The following is a 19,019-nucleotide window of genomic DNA, read 5'->3' on the forward strand; positions in this document are numbered from 1 at the left end:
AGCCTCAACTTGGAAATTAAGAGGCGCACCTCTCTTTGCGAATCCCGCTCGAATGCAGAGTCAAGCCAACAAAGCCACGCAATATACTACTACACCTGTAACTTACGCTTAGAATTCCACTGAACCGAACTTCTGGTAAAGCTCCGGCAGATGCCGCACCGACATCCTGAACTGGCTGCGTGCTTTCACCGTCGATTTCGCAGTGCTTGCATTCATTACCTTGGAACCCGGATCAAAGATCACCCGTCCTGCACACAGCGCCCCCAGATAGCGGTTGAAATCGGTGCCTTCCCCCAGTAGTGCAGGGCTGAAGTAGCGGTAGGCGGAAGCCTTTTCCTTCTCGCTTTCACTTTCATATGAAACATAAGCCGCCTGTGCGTGTTTCTTGTTCCATGCAATCATCAGCCCGGCAAACGACCAAGCTGCTGCGCAACGTCCCCTATCCGTGAGCAACTCCACTGCTCCACGGACGTCCTCGATGATTTTGCGCGACGGATTGAAGCCACGCACCGCTAATGTGAGGCAGGTTTTTGCATTCCGGCACTCGGCACGATGCGTACCCGTGAAATATAACGTATCCTCTCCCGAGGGTTTGCCGTATTCACGGACAAAGGCTTTAACCCCCTCCCCACCATACATGCCGCCATCTGGTTCTGGCGTCATGAGGGTGATCCTGTGGCGACTAAAAGCTTTAATCTCCCAGCCTAGAAAATCAGGCTCGGCTCGGCCATTGGGAATGATTCCGAGTAACGCTTCCAGCGTATATCCGCCTCCATTTCGCGCCCTGTACGGAACAACCCCTCCTACCTTGTTCAAGCGGATGGATGGATGCCAGCCGACTTCCCTGATTTCTGCCAATCTCTCAAGAAGAATGGATTTTGAGTCACGTCCAAGCAATGGCAAATTGAAGAACACGCTTTCTTGAGGAAATTCGCCGTAAATGTTGCGCTGTCGAAATTCTTGGGCCACAGAGCTTTCTGCAGGTGCCAGATAAGCCAGTGTTTCACCGTTGTGGGTAATTCCGAAAAATAGAACACGACCATCCGGGCCATTATTAAAGCGCCGTTGGGCTGCAGGAACCGGCCTCAATTGTTCGTTGGGAGCATGTTTACACCCTTGAAGAAAACCGGACAGCCGAACCTCAGGGTATCGCGGGTATAAAATAAGCTGTGCTCCCGTAGCTCTCTCCGTTGTACCGCCACCAACCCACACGAAGTTGAGTTTTGCTTTGTAGTTGCTGTCCTCGCCCTTCTCAGTCGCTTCAACTTTCACGAACGGGAACATCTGCACAACGTCAAGGTTTCCTCCGAGGTAAATTTGCTGCTTGCTGTTATCATTTTCCGCAAGTGGTTTGCAGAAGGCCTGAACAGCCCCCAGTTCTGCAAAGCGCCCTAACAAACCAGCGAGATCAGCAAACATGGTTCTCCTTTGAAATGGACGTCTGGCTGTCAGTTACTTGATTGCTCTTGTAGCCCTTGCTCATCAATTTTAGCTGCAACAGAGCTCCCGGATAGCCACTGCGCAGCAAGAGCCACAACATCAAGCCTTTCCGGCTCTCGTTGACATGTACGAATGGCACATTCCCAAACAATTAAGCAACGCCAGCCAGCTTTAAGTTGAAGCTCCAGATTTCGCTTGTCTCTTTGGCTATTTAGATCAATCTTACTTCGCCAAAACACCGTATTCGTTGCAGGGAGCTTGAAGTAGCGGCAATCGTGTGCATGCCAGAAACATCCATGAATTACAACAAGCGCGCGATACTTTGGCAGCACAATATCCGGCTTGCCAGGAATATCTTTTGCATGAAGCCTGAAACGGAAGCCAAGGGCGTGAAGCCTCTTTCTGAGGAAAATTTCCGGGCGAGTGTTTTTCGCTCGGATACCGGACATCATCCGGCTACGGGTAGCTGAGTCAACAACGTCCGCCATCAGGCTTCCAGTTAAATGCCGCAAGCGTTCATGAAAATCGGATAAGTGGTTTCAATCGCCTTTTTGTACCCAATCCCTTCCTCAAACTTGGTTAGCAAAAAACACAATTCTCTCATCTAACTATTCGCGAAGAAATATGTGCGCTGTTCTAAATGCGGATAATATAAGTGGGATCATCCTGAGGATGGAAAAGCAAATTGCTGCAATAAAACGCCATCAAAATTTGGTTTTGCGAAGGGAATAAATGATTGGGTACGCATGACTTTCGCTCAAGCAGGTATGTAACTAAGGGGTAACTCAGGTTCCAAGATCTCAGCTTCCAGTATTGGTTGCATCAATCTTGCAATATAAGCCATAACATCAACAACAACAGAATTTCCAAACTGTTTATATGCCCGCGTATCCGACACTGGAATCCTGAACGTGTCTGGGAAGCCCATCAGTCGTGCGCATTCTCGCGGCGTCAGGCGGCGCGGATTAATGGTATCTCCCTGATAGACAAGAATTTCCGAACCGTCCTTGTAGTAACGTGCGGACAAGGTGCGGGTGATACTGTCTGGAGTAACCAGACCGAAACCGAAACCATTGCCCTTGGCCCGATGTTTTTCTGCATAGCTCTGCAAATAAGCCCATAACTTGTCGGTTAGCGTGTATTTGGAATCAACTTGCTGTGCGGTGTGGTTGAAAAAGCGATCCCCGTCCCACGATAAAAGAGGCTCGCTGCCATCGGTCTTGTGCAGAATCTTGCGTAATGTGTGCCTGCTCTTAGCGGGCAACGGCAGGACATCGAAATCAAAATTTACGGGTTCGCGAAAGCCGACGATGAGAATCCGTTCACGGTGCTGAGGCACGAAGTGGGCGCCGTCAATCACGCGGTGATGGATGTGATAACCCAGTTCATCCTTCAGCGTTCGGCAAATGACATCGAAAGTTCTCCCCTTATCGTGCGAAACGAGATTCTTGACGTTTTCCAGCAGAAAAGCGCGTGGCTGTTTTTCCTCGATGATGCGAGCAACATCAAAAAAAAGAGTTCCTTGCGTTTCGCAAGCGAAGCCATGCGCCTTGCCGAGCGCATTTTTTTTGCTGACCCCGGCAATGGAAAACGGCTGGCAGGGGAAACCTGCCAGCAGGACATCGTGATTTGGAATGTCCGCTGCTGCCACTTGCGTGATGTCTCCATTGATCTGATGTCCGCCGGGGAAATTGTCAGCATAGGTTTTCTTCGCGTAACTGTCCCATTCGCTGGTGAACACGCAGCGCCCGCCCAAGCCCTCGAAGGCCATGCGGATGCCACCAATGCCAGCAAAAAGGTCGATGAAGGTGAATGGGGCATCGCCGACAAGTGGCAACTCCAGCGGCAGAAGACGTTGCAGACCGAATGCGTAATGTGCCGGTACTGACTGCTCGACTACCCAACGGCGGACTGTACGCGCATCAACGCCTAAATGGCGAGCAATCTCTGCTTGTTTGTGGGTTTTGAACGCAGCTGTGAGGTAGCTCGTCGCAATATCTCGGTCGGGGCCAGTGTGAAGGATTGTGGCCATATCGAACTCCGAATCTGGGAATAATAGCGGACATTATGCCCTAATTTTTCCCAATGGATGCATTCCTGGAAGAAATAATTCCAAGAGTTCTTGCGACCACGCTAACCACGCAAACCAACGATGGGGTCAAGTCTTGTTTCTTGTCAATTGTTGCTGTTTCACAATGCGACTCACCCCGGCAGTAATGCAATCTGAAATGATCCCCGATCTCCTTCAAACTGTAACCACCGCTGGCATAAGCATCGAAGATCGCCTCATCTCGTCCGTGGGCCTCGGCGATCTGAGCTAACGGTTTCGGTGGTAGCCGTCGTTGGGCGGCAGGGATTTCCTGATAGGAAGCATCTGAATCGAAAGTGCGCTACAGGCTCGCCACAAATTCATCTGAACCCAGAAAAATCTGGTTCTTCAATTTCTCCCACGGCGCCGGTTGATTTCTCCCGTCTGCCACAAACGCCCTATGGCCTCGCTACGATGCTCAGAAAAGGCAGCTAGGCCACCCCAGCGGGAGGTAGTGAAATGGAAGATCGGAAGAGCTCATGCACCCTCTCTAGGCCGACACAATCATCGAGTCCGCGGCTGGCGTCGCGATATGGATTTATCTTCCAAAGACATAAGTACTACGCCTTACCCCACTAATTGATATTGAGTTCATTTCTGGGCACAAGCGGCTCAGCATGTTGGGATCACGCGCAATGTGATCTTGCCGGCTGAGTACCAGATATGTCCGGAATCGGAGTAAACCTATTTAGGTAGTACCAAGAAATCCGATACCAGAGAACAAAACCCTTTGTCGCGATTGTTCAGTGTCACCGAAATAAATATTTCGCCAAGAATCGTCCGTCTTGAGGAATTGAGGTTTCACGTTGGGGTTGTCCTGATTCTTTGAAGCCCACTCGCGAAACGCGTAGTGATTCCAGAGCCGGAAAAATTCCGTTAGATAAATGTCAGCCACCGTCGTGTTGCCTTTTATCACCAGCATGTTCTCATCGTTGGCATTGGTCGATGCATTGGAGAAATTCGCTGATCCTGTAACTACTATTGGCGCCGGGCCCAGCGGGTCGATCAGCATGAATTTCGTATGTATGTAAGGTACATGCGAATTCAAGCCGCTCAACTTCTCCTTTAGCCACTTATCAAAACTGTTTACGCGAATCGTGCTACCAATAGCGAAACGATTAAAAGGCAACTTCCGCAGCCGCAACACTTCTGCTTCCTGTTCAGGTCGATTGCCGTCATTATCAAGCAAGCCGTAACGCAAGCCGCTAAAAGGTGTTTCAAATACAGGGATAAATGCTTTATTGATGCCAAAGGCAAAGGCCATGCACAGCATCGACTGCGCCGCGGCGGCTTGTTGCGCATACCAGGAAAGCAGTTTTAAGCCCGAGCGGGGACTAAAGAGTACGATTGATCCTTTTTCCGAAGAATCGCTTGAGTCGGGTGTTGGCGTCAGCCTCTCTACATCGGATCGCAGCGAGACAGAATCCGGATCAGCTACGAGCAAATTCCAATAGTCCAGATAAGCGCTTGCAACCGCGCCGTCGTTTACTACATGCCCTACGTTGGAATGTCCGAAGATACCCCCAATGCTGATATTCGTCGAGCCCGTAAAAACTGCTTGCGGTTTATGCCCTTTCAATAGCACGATAAATTTGTTGTGCGCGATGGCGCTCGGATTCGCGATTCTTTTCTCGCACAAACCATCGATTCCAATTCTTTGTACGGCTGCATCATTGGTCCTGGAAACGTCCGGGTCACGACCATCGTAAATGATCCTTACATCAACGCCTTGGTCATTTGCTTTTTTTAGTGCTTCCAAGACAACTTCATCGGTAAACTGATAGGCGGCAACACGTAACTGCCATTCGCTATCCTCCGCGCGCGATAGAAACTCGAGTAGCGCTTCCATAAGACCACGCGAAAGCCAGTCAAAAGCTGGTTTTCCCACCGCTTCGGGGCTTTGGTTTTTAAAGCGATAAGCATACTCCTGGCTGGCTGCGGCCCCGCGATTGAACCATACCTCGTGTTGACCGTTGTCTTCTTTTTCGGTCTGAACACGAATGGCGATCTCATCCTCTTCCTTTAGGCTCTTAGGCGAACCCTTCAGGGCAACCATGCGATAGGTATAGTCGTGCCCGGGTTTCGCGCTAAAATCGGACCAGGTGAACCCCTGTACCGGATGGGAGCGTAATGATGCCTTGCTGGTGCCAAGATCGGTTTCCGCGAACACTTTCGTCCCTTCCAGCCAATATGCTTCATTTTCCGTATGATCCGTACGGTGGATCGCAAAACCCAGCACGTCGTGAGAGTTAGCTTCGGTCATGCTCCAGCCAAGCAGCACCACATGCGTACCTGCGATCGCCTGCGTGGTCAAATTACCAAGTTGTTGGATAATCCGCATAACAACTTACCTAAAAAACAATTTTCCAGCCAGGCTGATTCGCTTGTTGCTTTGTGTAGGATACACCGTGCACCTTCAAACCATTCTGGTTCAGCAGTGTGATGATGTCTCCCTTATTGAATAAGGCTACTGGCGGTTTAACATCGACACGAAGCTTTATGCCGGGTTAGCTCAAGTGTGTCCCTTAGCCGCATCCTGGCTTTTTGCTTGTCGGCCAATGACACCCATCCAGCGAAATGGACGCGATCGCTGGTATTTAGCAAAAGAACCCACCTCTTCTCGGGGATTCCTTGGAATTCACCAGCGCGGAGACGATGCGAACCAACCCATCGGACGCTGATTCAGTGAGCTGAGGCAACAGGATCCGGGTTCACCGGCTTGCCTTCCTCAGGCACACTCAATGTATGCCCTGTTACATCGTCGGTATGCCAGCTTTGCGACTGAATGGATATTAACCAAGCAAATGTTAGCCCTTGGTGCTGCGTTCCACTGTACGTTCCCCCACATAAAATTTATTGGTGGGTCACAGCTGAATCCTCATCCTTCTTTTCCGGCCCTTCATACTGGAGTTACCGGCCGATGCCGCGTGGCACGATTCTTTCAATTCTTTGTGCCAGCGTGGCGGCTGATAACTCGCCAATACGACGATCAACCAGCGCACCCTTTGCATCAAAGAACAAGGTTGTTGGCAATCCTTGAGACTGGGTCTGGCTACTGAGTTCGATACGGGGATCGAGCAACACGTTATCAAGGTTGAGCCGTTCCCGATCCAGAAACCTCTGAATCGCATCGGCCGATTCACCCTGGTTGGCAAAGACAAAGATCACTTCTGGATTGTTCTTTTGTGCGTCCCGCAGTACCGGCATTTCCCGTATGCAAGGCGGGCACCATGTGGCCCACAGGTTGACCACCGTCGGCTTGCCGGCCAGTGAACTAAACTGGACACGACTGCCATCAAGGCGAACCAGCTCAGCTTGTGGCATCTGCACTGGGACGGCAAAGACCGCCGTTGCGGCCACTGCGCCAACTGCCCAGGCGGCTCCTCCGGTCAATGCCGCTAGCAGCAGAGGGCGTCGCCCTTCTCGCACCCGGCATGCATACCAGATGACGCCGGCCACAGCAGCCAGAATACCCGCTGCCGGTGAGAACCCGCCATCAAGAATATTCAGAATACTCAATGGCGCGCTCTGGTACATATCAAAATAGGCAATCACGAAGAAAAGTCTCGCTGCTATCAGGGAGGCAATGAAAACCCTCCAAAGAAGCGGCTCGACATCAACGTTTTGTCGCCCTCCTATCCGCTTGGCGACGAACGAACCGATCAGCATCGCACCCAGCAACAGCAAAAAATTGATGTGAAACGCAATCAGTCCGATGTTAATGAAATCCATTATGTGCCTCGATTAACGCAGACGTGTCCCGAAGGGAAAGAGCCTTCGCCCAGTGCTCCCTCTCGAAACCAACTTTTGAACGCCTCTCCCCAATAAATGAGTATATTGGAGGCTTCAGGACAATAACGGGTTGCTCGTGGCATACATGCTCGGCACCTACTATAGCAACGCTTTTAAACAGGCCCAACAGAAGCTAACGCCACTGACTTCTGGCTAGTCCTGGCCATCAGATCTTGACCTCTTACCGTCTCAATTTGCCGTTCCCGGTATTTATGCCTCGATTTATATGCACCGATTTATAAATCCCCATTTCCTGAATTATTGCGAATCGGCTTCAGTATGGACGTAAACGATCAGCAGAACGACACGGGCGATTAACGTATCTAAAAAGGATCGGTCTCTGCATTTAAACAGGTAAGACTATGAAAGCTCTGTTTGTGGCTTTAACAGCATGCGCACTGACGAGCGAAGTTATCGCGTACGACCGCAACCGGAGTATGGGGGAAGAGTGGCAGCAACAAAGGGGAACAGCTGATATGCAAAGAATAGAAGAAGCCGCCAGGCAGCGGGAGAGTGAACATAATACTCGGATGCAGCAGCTTGATGGCCAGCAGAAAATCTTCCAACTAGAAAACGAACGGCGGCAAAGACAGCTTGAGCTGGAACAATACAGGATCTGGTTATGGACTAAATAAATGTGTAGACGAGAACTTTCGTGCGACCCATCCCACTCCAATACTACGGACGTAATTTATCGCTCTTTCTTTGGATCAAAATAACTATTTTGTAGACAAAATACTTTAACAAAGTATTGAAAATCATACTCCTCGTGATCTTCTATCTGCCATTCACACAAGGGGAATCATTTCCAAGCCTACGTTGGCCTCAACGCCAGCACATTTAACCCAGGCCACGATTCGCTGGTAGTAGCCTTTATACGGGGAGATTTCCCTCCGTCTAGAATTTGATCCCCGCACTAACTGCCTCATATACCTTTTCACTGAATGCGGCAGCTTGGTGCGTGATCTCCTCCTCCGCCTGTTCTTTGACTCTTCTGGTTTCCGATAATTTTTCGCCTATTCGGGATGCATTTTTCCATAGCGCACTGCATATGGGATCGTCGAGAATATGCTTCTTCTGTGCGATGTGAGCGGCCAGGCCACTCAGGAACTTATCGTTCGTCCCTGAAAAGAAGCCGCCTACGTTACATATCTTGTAGTCCTTCTCAACCGCAAAACTCGGGCTTGAAAAGATTAAGAAAAGCACAATTGAAAACCACTTTAGTCCCATGATAGTCCCTTAGAATAAGCATCTAGCTCGGCCACGGCTGTAAACAGACCGCGGATGGGCCGCATTTACATATATGACAGCGTAACCATAATATGAGATTCAGTCTCAAATAGTATGACTTATATCAAGATTTAATCGACCTTCTTCTTCCATCGGCCCTCTTCAATCTTTTGGGCATTGAGATGAAAAATGGCGGCTTCCGTAATCCTAACGAAAAGACGAGGCTGTTTAAAGCAATTGATGTCAAAAAGCGCTGACCTTCGGTTTGCGGCGGTATTCGAAGCCACTAAAGGCATCCTGGTGTTCGCTACGGCCTGTGCAATTTTCAAATTCATCCATATCGATGTGCAAGAGGCTGCAGAACAGTTGGTCAGCCGTTTCCACCTGAACCCCGCCCGCCGTTATCCTCGAATTTTTCTGGAGATCGCTTCCAACCTCAACGATACCCGGCTGCTTGCATTGGGCTTCGGCGGGATAGCGTATGCTGTGGTGAGGTTGGTTGAAGCCTATGGGCTGTGGCATAGCAAGCGATGGGCCTGGATATTTGGCATGATAAGTGCGGGGCTATATATTCCAATCGAGATTTTTGAGTTGGTCAAGCGGGCTAATTGGGCAGAGGCCGTTCTTTTTCTCGTCAACCTTCTGATCCTGGTTGTTTTATTGCGCGGTCGGCCCCGCTAATATTGCACGGGTTTGAGAAATTCTGAAAGCCGCCGCTTATGTCACCAGGGCTATCCTTGCGAGCGAGGGCGGGTTAACTATACGAGGTCAAGTGCCTTATAATAGCCGAACAGGTTACGCTTGCGCACGAATTAGACCATAAAACGGTCAGCATTGATTTGCAGTACCTTATATTGACTGATCGCATGAATTGCCGCTATACGATAGCACCGACTGATCCAGTGGTCACCTATCTGAATCTGATATTTCCTGCCAGGACCTGGATGTGAAAGCCCCTTTACCTTTATTGCGCGCCCGACCCTACGTTGCTCCCGCATGGCTCCGAGGGGGAAATGCGCAAACGATTTATCCCTATCTGCTTTCCCGCCCTTCGATCGCTTACCGGCGTGAGCGTTGCGAACTGGACGACGGCGATTTCATCGATATCGACTGGCTGGACAATCAACACGATGCGCCGCTGGTCGTTATATTTCACGGGCTCGAGGGGGGTTCATGCAGTCATTATGTCCTGAGTATCATAAGGACGCTACAAGGACTGGGCTGGCGCGGGGCAGTGGTGCACTTTCGCGGTTGTTCAGGAACGCCCAATCGGTTGCCGCGCGCATATCACGCCGGCGATTCAACGGAAATTGATTGGGTCCTCCGCCGAATACGCGAGCAAAACAAATATCAGAACTCCGCTGTGCCTGTTTTTGCGGTCGGGGTATCGCTGGGTGGCAATGCCTTGCTGAAATGGCTGGGTGAGCAGGGCAAACAAGCCCGTCAATTACTCGATGGTGTTGTAACAGTTTCCGTACCGCTGGATTTGGCAGCCGCAGGCAGGACTCTGGCTTCGGGTTTCAATTTGTTTTATACCCGTCATTTTCTCGATACCCTGAAGCGCAAGGCGCGGGATAAGCTGGATCGTTATCCCGGCCTGTTCGATTCGGCCGCGTTAGCAGCGTGCACTACACTATATGAGTTCGATAATATCGTAACTGCGCCACTGCACGGTTTCCGCGACGCCGAGGATTACTGGAACCTATCCAGCAGCAAGCCGTGGCTCAAGCATATCTTCGTGCCAACACTTGTGATTAATGCGCGTAACGACCCGTTTATGCCGGCTTCTGCATTGCCCCGGCCGGAAGATACTTCACCTGCGGTCATTCTGGAGTTTCCCGAAGAGGGAGGGCATGCGGGATTCCTGGACTCGCCATTTCCCGGCAGGCTGACGTGGCTGCCGGAAAGGATTATAAGTTTTTTCAGGGAGCAGGAGGTTGGGCTGCACTACGATTCGCAAACGAATCTACCCGAACTCCGGGCTTCTTAGCAGCTCGGTAAAACAACGCAACGCCACCCGTTGTAATCATCACTTTCCTTGCCCGTTACCAGCTACAGCTGTTTCCCATAATGGGATTTCTTCTGTCGACGGATAGCTGGCGATGATTGTACTTTCCAGCCTCAATCCGTATCCGCATGTGGCATTTTTCTTGCGTGCCGTGACTCGTGCATCTTCAGGTTCCAGAAGTTCATAGTTAGCCAGAGTTAAGGTGAGGTGGGCAATGGAAGGCTTCCCCGGTGTAAAATTGAGATCCGGTTTTTACGCTATTTTGAATTGATCACTTGATTCAGGATCTGCGCTTCCGCAATCCGCTATTAATTCCGAATATCGAGACCCTTGAGCAACATGCCTACATCTCCATTTTTCGTTCATTTGCGCCTGCACAGCGAGTTTTCCGTGGTAGACGGTATCGTGCGAATCGACGAGGCTGTGGCAAAAGCAGTAGCGGATGATATGCCGGCACTGGCGCTGACCGACCTTTCCAATCTGTTCGGCCTGGTCAAGTTTTACCAGGAAGCCCGCAAGAAGGGAATAAAGCCGATTATCGGCTGCGACGTCTGGATCAGTAATGAATCCGATCGGGACAAGCCGGGGCGTATCTTGCTCCTGTGCCAGTCCTACCAGGGTTATCTGCTGTTGTGCCGCCTTTTGTCGCGTGCCTACCGTGAAAACCAGCACCGTGGACGCGCAGAAATCAGGAAATCCTGGCTTGCGCGAATTGATGGGGGAAGTGGAGCAGAGGGGCTGATCGCATTGTCGGGGGCGGGCTCTGGCGAAATCGGCCTGATGCTGCTGCAGAACGATCCCGATCAGGCGGAGCAGCTGGCACGAGAATGGGCTGATCTTTTTCCCGGTCGTTTCTATATCGAAGTGCAGCGGGCAGGACATCCCAATGCGGAGGCTCTGGTGCAACGCTCACTGATGTTGGCGTCTGCCCTGCGTTTGCCGGTAGTGGCGACACACCCGGTTCAGTTCTTGAACCCTGAAGACTATCGGGCCCACGAGGCGCGAGTCTGTATCGCAGAAGGCTATGTGCTGGGCGATCGCCGACGCCCCAAGAATTCCACCGAAGAGCAATACTTCAAAACCCAGGCTGAAATGGCCGAATTATTTGCCGACATCCCATCGGCACTGGCCAACACCGTGGCACTTGCCAAGCGCTGCAATCTCGCGCTCGAATTGGGGGTCAATCGCCTGCCACTGTTTCCCACACCCAATAATGAAAGCCTGGAGCTGTATCTGCGTACCCAGGCAGCAGAAGGTCTGGAAGTGCGCCTGAATGCGCTTTTTCCGGATGCCGTCCAGCGTGACGCGGAAATGCCCAAGTATTACGCCCGGCTGGATTTCGAAGCCGGTGTCATCATACAGATGGGTTTTGCCGGTTATTTTCTGATCGTCGCCGACTTCATCAATTGGGCCAAGCACAATGGCGTGCCGGTAGGGCCGGGCCGGGGCTCCGGCGCGGGTTCGCTAGTGGCCTATTCGCTGGGGATTACCGACCTCGACCCGCTTCGCTATGACCTGCTGTTCGAGCGTTTTCTCAATCCTGAACGTGTTTCGATGCCTGACTTCGATATCGATTTCTGCCAGGACGGACGCGAAAATGTCATCGACTATGTAAAACAGAAATATGGCGCCGAGAGTGTTTCCCAGATTGCCACTTTCGGGACGATGGCGGCAAAGGCGGTGGTGCGCGACGTTGGACGCGTGCTGGATCTACCGTACAGCTTTGTTGACCAATTGGCGAAGCTGGTGCCGTTTGAAATCGGCATGACCCTGAAAAAAGCACGTGAAGAGGAACCGCAGCTGAATGAGCGGGCGCAGGCCGAAGAAGAGGTGCGTAATCTGCTGGAACTGGCTGAACGGCTTGAAGGGCTCACCCGTAATGTCGGGATGCACGCCGGCGGTGTATTGATTGCATCGGGAAAGATCACCGATTTTTGCCCCATCTATTGTACAGATTCGGGCGAGTCGGTAATAAGCCAGCTCGACAAGGACGATGTGGAGAAAATCGGGCTGGTGAAGTTCGACTTCCTGGGGCTGCGGACCTTGACCATACTCGACTGGACTGTCAGATACATCAGGCAGCGTAATCGGGACGCTGCGGAAGAAGAATCCGCGCCAATCGCAACCGATGCAAGCAAGCCTGCTGCCGAGTCCGGTATCCGGCATTCCGACTCCTTTTCCCTGGAAAATCTGCCCCTGGACGATGCGGCCACCTACGCCCTGTTGCGGCAGGGCAATGCCGTGGGCGTGTTCCAGTTCGAGTCGCGGGGCATGAAGGATTTGCTGCAGAAGGCAAGGCCCGACCGTTTCGAGGACATTATCGCATTAGTGGCATTGTACCGTCCGGGACCGATGGCGCTGATCCCCGAGTTCACGGAACGCAAGCATGGCAAGCGCGTGGAATACCTTGATCCACGGCTGAAGCCCATACTTGAGCCTACCTACGGGGTGATGGTTTATCAGGAACAGGTGATGCAAATCGCCCAGGTGATAGGCGGATATAGCCTCGGCGCCGCGGACCTGCTGCGACGGGCAATGGGCAAGAAACAGGTTGAGGAAATGGCTTTGCATCGCGACATCTTTGTTGCGGGAGCGACCAAGAACGGCTTGACCGAGCGTATCGCCGCAGAACTCTTCGATTTGATGGAGAAATTCGCGGGTTACGGATTCAATAAGTCGCATGCCGCAGCTTATGCTTTGATCGCCTTCCAGACCGCCTACCTCAAGGCACATTATCCGGCGGAGTTCATGGCTGCCACCTTGTCCGCCGATATGGACGATACCGACAAGGTGAATTCGTTCTTCGAGGACAGCGTGGCCAACGGGCTTATCATGTTGCCGCCCGATATTAACCTGTCCGACTATCGCTTTGTTCCCGTAGACAAAAAAACCATCCGATATGGTCTTGGCGCCATAAAAGGAACGGGGAGCTCCGCGATTGCAGCGATTATCAAGGTGCGCGACAAGAGCGGGCCTTTTAGCCATTTGTTCGATTTCTGCCAACGGGTCGACAAGCGCGTTGTCAATCGCCGCGTGATGGAATCGCTCATCCGTGCCGGCGCCTTTGATTCAGTCAACACCCACAGGGCCGGCCTGTTGGCCTCGGTCGGTATCGCACTTGAATCCGCCGAACAGGCGGATCGCGCAGTCAATCAGGGAAGCCTGTTTGGCGAAGCTGATAGCGACACCGGGCCGAGCCTGATCAACGTGCCGCCTTGGCCGGAAAAGGAGAAGTTGAAAAATGAAAAGGTGGCATTAGGCCTCTATTTGAGCGGGCATCCATTCCACGCGTATGCGGAAGAACTGAAACCATTTGTACGCACCCGTCTGGATCGATTGAACTCCCAGCGGGAAATACAGCTACTGGCGGGAATCGTCTATGCTATACGCACGCAGGTGACTCGACGCGGCAGAATGGGAGTGATTGTGTTGGACGACGGCAGCACACGGGTGGAACTGGTCGTGTACAACGAATTATTCGAATCTGTGCGGACATGGCTGAAAGAAGATCAGTTGCTGATAGTTGAGGCCAAAGTGAACGGCAGAGGCGGCGATGATGAGTATGGCAGCACGCTGCGCATTACCGCCGACCAACTGTATGACTTGAACAGCGCTCGCACTCGCTTCGCCAAGCGGATGGAGCTTCATTGCAATGGCAATGGTCCATCGAACGCCATAAAACTGAAGGAATTGCTTGCGCCTCATCGTCACAGCACAAATAACGGCAATTCCGGTAATACGAAAGACGACGATAAATTGTCCTGCCCTGTGCGGGTCGTTTATCACAACCGGGATGCTATGTGCGAGCTTGAACTGGGCGACGCCTGGCGGGTACGTCTTCAGGATAATCTCCTGCAGTCGCTATCAGCGCATTTCGATGCGGAGAATGTCAAAGTCATTTACTGACATGGCGAAAGCGTTCCCCCAGGGCTCATAGCGGGGAGAAGTGGAGCAGAAAACCTATTAACACTTTGCCTCGGCCATGCTTTTTTCCTATACGGTTACCGTCGAGGACGGCATCTCGTGGGTTGTTCTTTTTCGTCAAGCATTCCCACCCTCCGCTATGCTATATCCAACCCGATATGAAGCGGCTATCCGGCGCAATTTATTTTATGTCCGTTTGAGCATTAGCAAAATAAGGGATCTTTTCGCGAATTATTGTGCTGGTTTGAACAGTGTAGTAACGTATATACATTAAGAGATTAATGAGGTGCGGAATGACTATCACGACGTTATCCAGCCGGGAATTCAACCAGGACGCCAGCAAAGCGAAGAGAGCCAGTTTGAGCGGCCCGGTTTTCATCACGGATCGCGGCCGGCCCGCGCATGTGCTGCTTAGCATTGAGGATTATCGCAAGATTATAGGGGGGCGTAAGAAAATTGCCGACCTTCTGGCAATGCCCGGTATTGAAGACGCTACATTCGAGATTCCGCGACTCCATGACCTTGCTCAAGCTGCGGACTTTTCCTGATGTTTGTTCTTGATACCAACGTTGTTTCCGAGTTAAGGAAGGTTCGACTCGGGAAAGCTGATGCGAAAGTTGCAAGCTGGGCGGAAAGTGTTGATGCTGCTGATTTGTACTTGTCGGCAATCACCGTTCAGGAACTGGAAATTGGTGTATTACTGGCGGAGCGTCGCGACCCCTCGCAAGGTGCTGTGTTCAGGATATGGCTGGATAGCCACGTCATACCGGCATTCGCCAGCCGCATCCTGCCTATCGATTTTGCCGTGGCGCAGCGTAGCGCAAGACTTCATATCCCCGATCCTCGGCCGGTCCGGGATGGACTGATAGCGGCAACTGCGTTGGTGCATGGAATGACTGTCGTCACACGAAACCTGGCCGATTTTGAGTCGAGCGAGGTTCGATTGCTCAACCCGTGGACGTGGAAAGCCGAAGACGAATAGCGAGCCGATTTTGGGCTCTCCCGCGCGTGGCGGCTTGACCGTAAAGATGAGTAGTTCTACTATGCTCCTGCTCTCTCAAACCATTTTTTAAATTCTCATGGGTCAATAGCCCAGAGTAACCGGTAAATAAAAAGTCAGAATGGAACCAAATACCACAACCATCGCCTTGGGCTTGCATAAAATAAGAGCTCATATCGCGGATATTGCGAGCACGGCAGGACGGCAACCTGAAGCTATTACGCTGTTAGCCGCAAGCAAAACCAATCCTCCCGAATCTCTGCGGGAAGCCTTTGCCGCCGGACAGACTATTTTCGGAGAAAACTACCTTCAGGAAGCGCTGGTAAAAATCGAAGCGCTCGCCGATCTGCCGATCGAGTGGCATTTCATCGGCCCGATACAGAGCAATAAAACAAAACGCATAGCAGAAAATTTTGCCTGGGTGCATAGCGTAGACCGGAAAAAGATAGCCGACCGTTTATCGAAAGACCGGCCAGAGTCGTTGCCGCCCCTTCAGATATGCCTGCAAGTAAATGTGAGCGGAGAAGATAGCAAGAGTGGCATAGCGCCCGAGGAGATTCTCGACCTGGCGGCGCATGTTGTGGAGTTGCCCAACCTGAAACTACGGGGCGTAATGGCTATTCCCGAGCTTACCAGAGCGACCGCACTGCAACGCAGCCAGTTTCGCATGGTGAGAGAAGCCTACGATCAGCTGAAGCAGGCTGGCTATGACGTCGATACGATCTCAATGGGTATGTCCGAGGATCTTGATATCGCCATTGAGGAAGGCGCGACCATGGTGCGCGTAGGCACTGCAATCTTTGGGCCGAGACGCTACCCTATCCCTGAGGAACTTGCTGCGCGCTCCCGATAAGAGCAAGGTACTTTCCGTACAGCTGTTCCTTCGTCTCAGTAATGTCCGGGTCGAGGATGATGCAGTCCACCGGGCATACCTCCACACACTGCGAAACTTCGTGGTGTCCGACGCACTCGGTGCAGAGAGCGGGATCTATCACATAGATTTCCTCCCCCTGTGAAATAGCATCATTGGGACATTCCGGCTCGCAAACGTCGCAATTGATACATTCGTCAGTGATCATTAAAGCCATACCGACCTCAAGGATTAGGTTTTGATTCTGATCCGCAACTGCTCGGCAATCAACGGGTGCACAAACTTGTCCACGCTTCCGCCCAGCTGCGCGATCTCCCGCACAATGGTGGCGGAGATAAACATGTATTGCTCCGATGGCGTTAAAAACATGGTCTCGACACCGGGATATATGCTGCGGTTCATCCCTGCCATCTGAAATTCATATTCGAAATCGGACACGGCGCGCAAGCCCCGCAAGATGACCCTCGCATTCTGCTGTTGCGCAAATTCCATCAACAGGCCGGAGAACGCGGTCACCTCGACGTTGTGGCAGTCCGCCAATACCTCACGCACCATTTCCACGCGCTCATGCTGCGTAAAGAAGGGTTTTTTTCCACTGCTCACCGCTACCGCGACCACCACCCGATCAAACAGGCCCGACGCCCGCCGAACCAGATCCTCATGACCCCGTGTAATGGGATCAAACGTACCAGGGTATACCGCTTTATCCATTCTTTTTAGATTTTAGTAGTTGGTAACGAACCTTGCCAGCCTGCCCTTGGCGCCACACCAGCCAATCATCCGCGTCGGCCTCCGGGAGGCTGTCATTCTCTATATAGACCAGCCCGCTGACCGAAAGATGGGAATGCAGGCTCGATAATAGTCTGGGTAGCAGGCCCAGCCGATAGGGAGGATCAAGAAAAACCAGGTCAAACTGGCGCCTATCGGAATCGAGGAATTTTAACGCATCCATCGATATCAGTTCGATTCGTTCTGCTCCCAACTTCTGCATATTGATTTTCAGCGTCTTCATTACGCCGGGGTCGGACTCCACCATTACCACACGCGTTGCCCCACGTGACGCAGCCTCGAAACTCATCGCCCCGCTGCCTGCAAACAGATCAAGGCAGTGTTTCCCGCTCATATCCTGCCCTAACCAGTTGAATACGGTCTCGCGTACACGGTCAGGGGTCGGTCTGAGGTCTGCGCAGCTATCAAAAGTAATTATGCGGCTGCGCCATTCGCCGCCTATGACGCGGATTTTATTTCTCATCATACAGTGCTGAAAAACGGAAAACCGCTGCTAGCAGTACCGGTTTTTTATGAAATCTATTTTTTTTCCTCGGCCCCCACCACAACAGTTACCATTCCCGCTGGGTTGATGCGGCGCTGGAATGTTTCCTTGATCTGGGGAACAGTTACTTTTTCCACTGATTTAACGTAATCATCCAGATAGGTTAGAGGCAGGTTGTAAAAACCGATCATTGCCAGGTATCCGATAATTTTCTTGTTGCTGTCTATGCGCAGCGGAAAGCTGCCGATAATGTTCTGCTTGGCTGCGGTAAGCTCTTTTTCCGTAGGTCCGCCAGCGACAAAATCCGCCAGCACTTTCCGCGTCAGCGCAAGCGCTTCCTCCGACTGATCTTTCCTGGTTTGCAAGCCGATTTCGAATGGCCCCTCTTTTCTCAGCGGTGAAAATTGGCTATGAACACTGTAAGCCAATCCACGTTTTTGGCGAATTTCTTCCATCAGGCGCGAGGTAAATGCGCCGCCGCCAAGGATGTGGTTACCCACGAGCAGCGGAAAATAATCGGGATCATCGCGGCGGAGTCCGGGATAGGCGATAAGGATATGGCTTTGAGTGGCGGGATGAGCAATTCTCTTGATATCCGCAACCGGCGCTGCCACGTCCGGCAGACTATAAGGGGCCTTTTCTTGCGTAAGCTCTTTCGTTAGCGATTCCGCAAGGGCTTCCGCTTCCGCACGGCTCATGTCTCCCATGATGGACACCACTGCGCCCGGAGCGGTATAGAGAGACCGGTATAGATTCACGAGATCTTCGCGCTGCAGCGCGCTCACACTATCGATTTCACCCGAACCGCGTAGGCCGTATGGATGGTCGCCGTAGAGCATTTTCATCAACGTACGGTCAGCTATGGTTCCCGGTTTGGTATCCGCTTCGCGCAATCCCGCAATTGCCCGGACTTTTTCCCTCTCCATCACTTTGGCGTCGAATTCGGGGTGTTGTATGACCCGACGGAATATATCCAGCGCCTGCTCGCGCTCACGCGCACTGCTCAAAGTACGCAAAGCAATGCCCGCGCGATCCTGGTCAAAATGACTATTGAGTCGAGCGCCGATATCGGCCAACCCTTTTGCAATCTGATCTTCGCTCAACCCGCCCGCCCCAAGATCCAGCAGATGCAGGGTCATGGCAGCGCGGCCGGATTTGTCGCGGGTATCAGTACTGCTGCCCGCGCTGAAATCAATGCTGATGTCGAGTATCGGCAAATCACGGCTTTCGATGAAATATACCCGGGCACCGGAAGAAGTTTGCCAATGCTGGATCGGCAGGGTGGCAAAAGCCCATTGGGAAAATACACCCAAAAACAGGAAAAATATCAAGCGCATCACATGCATCGCAGCCTCTCTAAAAAAGCGCTTTTTGAATTCAGGACAGGAAACG

At 51.9% G+C, this 19,019-nt stretch carries 17 protein-coding genes; 7 read left to right on the top strand and 10 right to left on the bottom strand.

Translation table 11 applies throughout. The features are described from left to right. Positions 1 to 108: 108 nt before the first annotated feature. The 5 genes from BUA28_RS10785 to BUA28_RS10805 all read right to left on the bottom strand — a co-directional run bounded on the left by BUA28_RS10785 (position 109) and on the right by BUA28_RS10805 (position 7,261). Entirely contained in the window at positions 109 to 1,419 is a 1,311-nt protein-coding gene (locus BUA28_RS10785; RefSeq protein WP_072768129.1) for an MvaI/BcnI family restriction endonuclease, read from the bottom strand. A gap of 29 nt (positions 1,420 to 1,448) precedes the next feature. Next, complete coding sequence (locus tag BUA28_RS10790; protein ID WP_072768130.1) at positions 1,449 to 1,928, bottom strand: very short patch repair endonuclease; 480 nt, start codon at positions 1,926 to 1,928, stop codon at positions 1,449 to 1,451. Positions 1,929 to 2,197: 269 nt separating this feature from the next. Further along, on the bottom strand, positions 2,198 to 3,472 hold the full coding sequence (dcm, locus tag BUA28_RS10795) for a DNA (cytosine-5-)-methyltransferase (RefSeq protein ID WP_083569970.1): 1,275 nt from the start codon (positions 3,470 to 3,472) through the stop codon (positions 2,198 to 2,200). 745 nt (positions 3,473 to 4,217) lie between these two features. Next, entirely contained in the window at positions 4,218 to 5,870 is a 1,653-nt protein-coding gene (locus tag BUA28_RS10800; RefSeq protein ID WP_072768131.1) for a phospholipase D-like domain-containing protein, read from the bottom strand. 569 nt (positions 5,871 to 6,439) lie between these two features. Continuing rightward, a complete protein-coding gene (locus BUA28_RS10805; RefSeq protein ID WP_072768132.1) occupies positions 6,440 to 7,261 on the bottom strand; it encodes a TlpA disulfide reductase family protein in 822 nt (273 codons plus the stop codon). A 422-nt stretch (positions 7,262 to 7,683) separates the two neighbouring features. Here BUA28_RS10805 and BUA28_RS10810 point away from each other — a divergent pair, with 422 nt between their 5' ends. Beyond that, positions 7,684 to 7,956, top strand: coding sequence for a hypothetical protein (locus BUA28_RS10810; RefSeq protein ID WP_072768133.1), 273 nt, complete (start codon positions 7,684 to 7,686; stop codon positions 7,954 to 7,956). Between the two features lie 262 nt (positions 7,957 to 8,218). Here the strand turns inward: BUA28_RS10810 and BUA28_RS10815 are convergent, their stop codons facing one another. Continuing rightward, positions 8,219 to 8,551, bottom strand: a complete 333-nt coding sequence (locus BUA28_RS10815; RefSeq protein ID WP_072768134.1) for a hypothetical protein — start codon at positions 8,549 to 8,551, stop codon at positions 8,219 to 8,221. 240 nt (positions 8,552 to 8,791) lie between these two features. Here BUA28_RS10815 and BUA28_RS10820 point away from each other — a divergent pair, with 240 nt between their 5' ends. From BUA28_RS10820 to BUA28_RS10845, 6 genes are all read left to right on the top strand, one after another. Continuing rightward, positions 8,792 to 9,232 (top strand): DUF2127 domain-containing protein, encoded by a 441-nt coding sequence (locus tag BUA28_RS10820; protein WP_072768170.1) that lies wholly within the window; start codon positions 8,792 to 8,794, stop codon positions 9,230 to 9,232. A 265-nt stretch (positions 9,233 to 9,497) separates the two neighbouring features. Further along, positions 9,498 to 10,541: a YheT family hydrolase gene (locus BUA28_RS10825; protein ID WP_072768135.1), complete on the top strand. Its 1,044-nt coding sequence runs from the start codon at positions 9,498 to 9,500 to the stop codon at positions 10,539 to 10,541. A gap of 357 nt (positions 10,542 to 10,898) precedes the next feature. Beyond that, positions 10,899 to 14,465, top strand: a complete 3,567-nt coding sequence (dnaE, locus tag BUA28_RS10830; protein WP_072768136.1) for a DNA polymerase III subunit alpha — start codon at positions 10,899 to 10,901, stop codon at positions 14,463 to 14,465. Positions 14,466 to 14,776: 311 nt separating this feature from the next. Then, positions 14,777 to 15,031 carry a type II toxin-antitoxin system Phd/YefM family antitoxin gene (locus BUA28_RS10835; protein WP_072768137.1) on the top strand — a complete coding sequence of 85 codons (255 nt, stop codon included), beginning with the start codon at positions 14,777 to 14,779 and terminating at the stop codon, positions 15,029 to 15,031. Next, positions 15,031 to 15,465: a type II toxin-antitoxin system VapC family toxin gene (locus BUA28_RS10840; RefSeq protein ID WP_072768138.1), complete on the top strand. Its 435-nt coding sequence runs from the start codon at positions 15,031 to 15,033 to the stop codon at positions 15,463 to 15,465. Before BUA28_RS10835 ends, BUA28_RS10840 begins: the two co-directional genes overlap by 1 nt. 139 nt (positions 15,466 to 15,604) lie before the next feature. Continuing rightward, the gene (locus BUA28_RS10845; RefSeq protein ID WP_072768139.1) at positions 15,605 to 16,336 is read left to right on the top strand and encodes a YggS family pyridoxal phosphate-dependent enzyme; all 732 of its coding nucleotides are present in this window, start codon (positions 15,605 to 15,607) and stop codon (positions 16,334 to 16,336) included. On the opposite strand, the gene BUA28_RS10850 is transcribed toward BUA28_RS10845, so the two are convergent. Genes BUA28_RS10850 through BUA28_RS10865 form a run of 4 tightly spaced genes read right to left on the bottom strand, consistent with a single transcriptional unit; the run spans position 16,302 to position 18,973 of the window. Further along, a complete protein-coding gene (locus tag BUA28_RS10850) occupies positions 16,302 to 16,571 on the bottom strand; it encodes a YfhL family 4Fe-4S dicluster ferredoxin (RefSeq protein WP_072768140.1) in 270 nt (89 codons plus the stop codon). The genes BUA28_RS10845 and BUA28_RS10850 overlap by 35 nt on opposite strands. Positions 16,572 to 16,585: 14 nt before the next feature. After that, the gene (coaD, locus tag BUA28_RS10855; RefSeq protein ID WP_072768141.1) at positions 16,586 to 17,065 is read right to left on the bottom strand and encodes a pantetheine-phosphate adenylyltransferase; all 480 of its coding nucleotides are present in this window, start codon (positions 17,063 to 17,065) and stop codon (positions 16,586 to 16,588) included. Then, a complete protein-coding gene (rsmD, locus tag BUA28_RS10860) occupies positions 17,058 to 17,609 on the bottom strand; it encodes a 16S rRNA (guanine(966)-N(2))-methyltransferase RsmD (RefSeq protein WP_371915215.1) in 552 nt (183 codons plus the stop codon). The genes coaD and rsmD overlap by 8 nt, the downstream gene beginning before the upstream one ends. A 53-nt stretch (positions 17,610 to 17,662) precedes the next feature. Further along, positions 17,663 to 18,973, bottom strand: a complete 1,311-nt coding sequence (locus BUA28_RS10865) for a M16 family metallopeptidase (protein WP_072768142.1) — start codon at positions 18,971 to 18,973, stop codon at positions 17,663 to 17,665. Between the last annotated feature and the right edge of the window lie 46 nt (positions 18,974 to 19,019).

The sequence above is a fragment of the Nitrosospira sp. Nsp11 genome, assembly GCF_900142705.1.
Lineage (GTDB): Bacteria > Pseudomonadota > Gammaproteobacteria > Burkholderiales > Nitrosomonadaceae > Nitrosospira.